6 protein-coding genes are annotated in these 4914 nt (G+C 70.1%); all 6 read left to right on the top strand.

All coding sequences use genetic code 11. The features are described from left to right. On the top strand, positions 1-473 hold a 473-nt coding region (locus V7D28_RS13905; protein ID WP_333587983.1), incomplete at its 5' end, for a PhoH family protein. After that, a complete protein-coding gene (gene ybeY, locus V7D28_RS13900; RefSeq protein WP_333587982.1) occupies positions 470-952 on the top strand; it encodes an rRNA maturation RNase YbeY in 483 nt (160 codons plus the stop codon). The genes V7D28_RS13905 and ybeY, both read left to right, overlap by 4 nt. Continuing rightward, positions 945-1844 (top strand): hemolysin family protein, encoded by a 900-nt coding sequence (locus tag V7D28_RS13895; protein ID WP_333587981.1) that lies wholly within the window; start codon positions 945-947, stop codon positions 1842-1844. Before ybeY ends, V7D28_RS13895 begins: the two co-directional genes overlap by 8 nt. Before the next feature lie 15 nt (positions 1845-1859). After that, a complete protein-coding gene (gene lnt, locus V7D28_RS13890; protein WP_442957946.1) occupies positions 1860-3443 on the top strand; it encodes an apolipoprotein N-acyltransferase in 1584 nt (527 codons plus the stop codon). 61 nt (positions 3444-3504) lie between these two features. Next, positions 3505-3933 carry a helix-turn-helix domain-containing protein gene (locus tag V7D28_RS13885; RefSeq protein WP_333587979.1) on the top strand — a complete coding sequence of 143 codons (429 nt, stop codon included), beginning with the start codon at positions 3505-3507 and terminating at the stop codon, positions 3931-3933. A 113-nt stretch (positions 3934-4046) separates the two neighbouring features. After that, positions 4047-4914, top strand: an 868-nt coding sequence (metK, locus tag V7D28_RS13880; protein WP_333587978.1) for a methionine adenosyltransferase, incomplete at its 3' end; no start/stop codon positions are given.

The following is a 4914-nucleotide window of genomic DNA, read 5'->3' as shown; positions in this document are numbered from 1 at the left end:
TGGAGGCCGGCGAGCGCCTGGGCTTCCTGCCCGGCGACATGAACGAGAAGGTCGATCCCTACATGGCTCCGGTCTGGGAGGCCCTGACCGACATCATGGGCGTCGATCAGTTCCGGCGGCGCCGGGAGAAGGGGGAGATCGAGCTCGCCCCCATCGCCTTCATGCGCGGCCGCACCCTGTCGCACGCCTATGTCATCGTCGACGAGGCGCAGAACGCCACGCGCCTGCAGATGAAGATGGTGCTGACGCGGCTGGGGGAAGGCGCCCGCATGGCCGTCACCGGCGATCCCAGCCAGGTGGACCTGCTCAACACCCGCGATTCCGGCCTCGCCCATGCGGTGGGGATTCTGGACGGGGTGGAGGGGGTCGGCGTGGCCCGGTTCAGCTCGGAGGACGTGGTGCGTCACCCGCTGGTGGAGCGCATCGTGCGCGCCTATGAGGCCGACGTGGTGCAGAACGGACGGGCCAATTGATCGACGTGGAGATCGAGGACGACGCCTGGCTGGACGCCCTCCCCCAGGCGGCCGCCCTGGCGCGCGCCGCGGCGGAGGCGGCCCTGGCGGCGGCCGGTCGTCTGCCGTCCCGGCCGGTGGATTTCGGCCTGGTGACCGTGCTGCTCACCGATGACGAGGCCGTAGCCGAGCTGAACGCCGACTATCGCCGCAAGGCCGGCCCCACCAATGTGCTGTCCTTCCCGGCCGCGCAGAATCCGGAAGGCTTCCTGGGCGATCTGGCCCTGGCCCAGGGGGTCTGCGCCCGGGAGGCGGCCGATCAGGGCAAGCGCCTGGACCATCACCTGCAGCATCTGGTGGCGCACGGGGTCCTGCATCTAGTAGGCTATGACCATATGAGCGAGGACGAGGCCGTGGAGATGGAGGCCCTGGAGCGGCGGCTGCTGGCCGGGCTCGGGGTTCCAGATCCCTATGCGGCCGATCAGGGAGACCATGGGTAACTCAGACGATCGAAGTTCGCCCGAGCCTTCCCCGCCCCGACAGGGCGGCGGCGGGCTTCGGGCGATCCTGCAGAGGTTCCGCCGCCAAGGGGCGGAGCCGGAAGTGACGCCGGGACCCGCCGAGCCGGAGAACCGCATGGTCCGGCAGGCCGAGGCGTTCCAGACGCTTCGCGTGGATGATGTGATGACCCCCAGGGCCGACATCGTCGCCGTCGAGCTTTCCACCCCTTTCGGCGAACTGGTGGAGCGGTTCATCGAGGCCGAGCACTCGCGAATGCCCATCTATCGGGAAACCCTGGACGACCCCGTGGGCGTGGTTCACGTGAAAGACGTCTTCCGCCTGCTGTCGGCCAACGGCGCCGGCCCCAAGGCCGCCGATCCCATCCTGCATCGCATCCGCCGCGACGCCCTCTATGTGCCCGCCTCCATGCGCGCGGCCGACCTTCTGCTGCAGATGCAGGCCGCCCGCATCCACATGGCCCTGGTCATCGACGAATTCGGCGGCACCGACGGCCTGGTGACCCTGGAGGACCTGATCGAGGCCGTGGTCGGCGACATCGACGACGAGCATGACGAGGCCCAGGCCAAGTCCATCCAGCCCAAGCCCGGCGGCCTCTTCGAGGTGGACGCCCGTACGCCCCTGGAGGAGCTGGAGGCCGTGGTGGGCCAGGCCCTGGCCCTGCCCGACCTCGAGGAGGAGATCGACACGGTGGCCGGTCTCGTCTCGGCCCTGGCCGGCCGCGTGCCCCAGCGGGGCGAGCTGATCGATCATCCGGCGGGCTTCGAGTTCCAGGTGCTGGACGCCGACCCCCGGCGGGTGAAGCGGCTGCGGCTGCGCAGCACCGGCCCGGCGCCAGCGCCGGGCCCCAAGGCGCCGGCCGAGGCCGACTGAGGCATGGCGAGGGTCCTGGCCGCCCTGCGGGCCGTGGAGGCTCATCCCTGGGGCGCGCGGCTGCTGGCGCTCCTGGCGGGTCTGGCCGCGGGTCTCGCCCATCCGCCCTTCGGCGTCCTGCCCGGCCTGCTGGGGTTCGCCCTGATCCTGCGGCTGGCCGAGGCGCCGGCCCGAAAGCTACGGACCAGCGCCTTCTTCAGGGGCTGGCTGGCGGGGCTGGGCTATTTCTCCATCAGCGTCTGGTGGGTGGCCGAGGCTTTCCTGGTGGACGCCGCCGCCCACGGCTGGATGGCGCCCTTCGCCCTCGTCCTGCTGGCCGGCGGCCTGGCCCTCTTCTGGGGCCTGGCAGTGCTCCTCTACCGGCTCTCCCCGCTCACCGGCCCGGCCCGCGTGCTGGTCTTCGCCGGCGCGTTCGGCGCGGCCGAATGGGTGCGGGGCCACATCTTCACGGGCTTCCCCTGGAATCTGCCGGGCGAAGCCTGGCGGGCGGGGGGCGCGCCCTCCCAGACCGCGGCCCTGGTGGGGGTCTATGGCCTGACCTGGATCACCGTGGCGCTCGCCGCGACGCCGGGCGTGCTGCCAGGGCTCACCCGGCGCCAGGCGACAGCGACAGGCGGCGCGGCTCTGGCCCTTCTCGTCCTGCTCTATGCCGGCGGCGCCTGGCGGCTCATGTCGGCGCCCCCCTTGCGCGAAGACGCGCCTGTGGTGCGCATCGTCCAGGCCGATATCGACCAGAAGACCAAGTGGCGGCCGGAGAACCTCGACCTGATCTTCCAGGACTATCTGGCGCTCAGCGCCCAGCCTTCGGCTGTCCGCCCCAATGTGATCATCTGGCCCGAGGGCGCCCTGCCCGCCGTGATCGACGACCTGATGGCCCCGGGGCAGCCCTATCCCCGGGCCCTGTCGGCGGCTCTGGCGCCGGGCCAGATGGTGTTGCTGGGCGCCAACCGGGCCGGACTGAACCCGGACGGGGGCTACGACTACTTCAACGCCCTGGTGGCCCTGCGCCGCCTGCCCGAGGGCGGGCTGCAGGTGGAAGGGGTCTATGACAAGCACCGTCTGGTGCCGTTCGGCGAGTTCCTGCCCCTGGGCGACCTGATGACCCGGATCGGCCTGCGCAGCCTGGTCAACATGCCCGAGGACTTCACCGCCGGCCCCGCCCCCAGTCCCCTGGTGCTGCCGGGTCTGGCGCCGGTGCAGCCGCTGATCTGCTACGAGGCGCTCTTTCCGCGCTTCACCGCCCAGTCCGGCGCCCGCGCCGGCGTGCGGCCGGAGTGGATTCTCAATGTCTCCAACGACGCCTGGTTCGGCGCCACCAGCGGCCCCTGGCAGCATCTGAACCTGGCCAGCTACCGGGCCATCGAGGAGGGGCTGCCCATGGTCCGCTCCACCCCCACCGGGGTCTCGGCGGTGATCGATTCCCGCGGTCGACGCCTGGACGGCGCGTGGCTTGGCCTCGGTCGGCGGGGCGTGATCGACGCCCCCCTGCCCCCGCCGGGGGCGCCGACCCCCTTCAGCCGGTTCGGAAATCTACCCTTTCTGGTGTTACTACTCGTTTCCGGGCTATTGGCGGTGGCGCCCCTGGTCCGACGGCGTTAACAGCCGCCAACCCCCCGCGGCGGCGCCAGGACTGGCCCGCCATCCCGTCCAAGGGACCGTCATGACCAACGAATTCGACGCCGACCGGACCCCCAATCCGGTCGACCGCCATGTAGGGCTGCGCATCCGCCTGCGCCGCAAGGAACTGGGCGTGAGCCAGGAGAAGCTGGCCGAGGCCATCGGCCTGACCTTCCAGCAGGTGCAGAAGTATGAGCGCGCCGCCAATCGGGTGAGCGCCTCCAAGCTTTGGGAGATGGCCCGCGCCCTGAAGACCTCGGTGGCCTATTTTTATGAAGGCCTCGGCGATCCCACCCTTTCCAACGGACCGGAGGAGGACGGCCGCGACTCCGTCCACGACTTTCTCCTGACCCCGGAGGGCATGGAGCTGGCGGCCCTGTTCCCCAAGGTGCGTCAGGCCCGGGTGCGGCGACGCCTGCTCGACCTGGTGCGGACCATGGCCGAGGAGGCCGAGGCGGAGGCGGAGGACTGAGTTTCTCCGCCGCCCGGCCTCCCTTGCGGGACATAAAGATTTCTTTATAGGGTGCGCCCCATCTTTGCGAACCGCGCGACGCACGCGCCGTCTTCGTTCGATCGGAGCCCCACTTGAGCCGTTCCAACTACATCTTCACCAGTGAAAGCGTTTCCGAGGGCCATCCGGACAAGGTGGCCGACCGGATCTCCGATACGGTGGTCGACGCCTTCCTGGCCGCCGAGCCGGAAGCCCGCGTGGCGTGCGAAACCCTGGTGACGACCAACCGCATCGTCCTGGCCGGCGAGGTCCGCGCCGGACGCCCCGGCGCGTCCAAGGCCGAGAACAAGGCGCTCACCAAGGAGATCGTCAAAAGCCTGGAGCCCAAGGTCCGGGCCGCGGTGAAGGACATCGGCTACGAACAGAAGGGCTTCCACTGGGAGAAGGCCAAGTTTGCCTGCTATCTGCACGAACAGTCTGCCCACATCGCCCAGGGCGTGGACGCCAGCGACAAGAAGGACGAAGGCGCCGGCGACCAGGGCATCATGTTCGGCTATGCCTGCGACGAGACGCCCGAGCTGATGCCCGCGGCGCTGCAATACTCACACAACATCCTCCGGCGCCTGGCCGAGGTGCGCCACTCCGGCGAGTGCGCGGCCCTGGAGCCCGACGCCAAGAGCCAGGTCACCCTGCGCTATGAGGACGGCCGGCCTGTGGAGGTGCTGAAGATCGTCGTCTCCACCCAGCACAAGAAGCGGATCGGCGTGCAGATGGCCACGCCCAAGCGGGTGCAGGACCTGATCAAGCCCTATGTGGAAGGCGTCTTCCCCGAAGGCCTGATCACGCGGAAGACCAAGTGGCTGGTCAACCCCACCGGCAAGTTCGAGATCGGCGGCCCCGATGGCGACGCCGGCCTGACCGGCCGCAAGATCATCGTCGACACCTATGGCGGCGCGGCCCCGCACGGCGGCGGCGCCTTCTCGGGCAAGGACCCCACCAAGG

This window comes from Phenylobacterium sp. (genome assembly GCF_036723115.1).
GTDB lineage: Bacteria > Pseudomonadota > Alphaproteobacteria > Caulobacterales > Caulobacteraceae > Phenylobacterium.
This window is presented reverse-complemented; position numbering and strand designations above follow the sequence as displayed.